Below are 251 nucleotides of genomic sequence, written 5' to 3'. Positions count from 1 at the left end.
CTTCTCACAGCTTATCGCAGGTTAGTACGTCCTTCATCGCCTCTGACTGCCAAGGCATCCACCATGTACGCTTAGTCACTTAACCATACAACCCCAAGAAGTGTCGTCGAAACGACGCGACTTGTTGTCGTACAACAAGGACCAAAATAAATTTTGGTTTTCGCCAAGAAGTTTCCAAAGCACTTGTAACAAATGTTTGAGAACTACTTTTTAAATCAGCTTTCCAGATTGTTAAAGAGCATGTTTGCAAC

The 251-nt window shown here is 42.2% G+C and carries 1 rRNA gene; it reads right to left on the bottom strand.

From position 1 onward, the window contains the following. A 23S ribosomal RNA gene (locus AACQ95_RS15910) occupies nt 1-85 on the bottom strand; the annotation flags it as partial. Nucleotides 86-251: the final 166 nt, after the last annotated feature.

This window comes from Aeromonas sp. MR19 (assembly GCF_963899305.1).
GTDB lineage: Bacteria > Pseudomonadota > Gammaproteobacteria > Enterobacterales > Aeromonadaceae > Aeromonas > Aeromonas bestiarum.
This window is presented reverse-complemented; position numbering and strand designations above follow the sequence as displayed.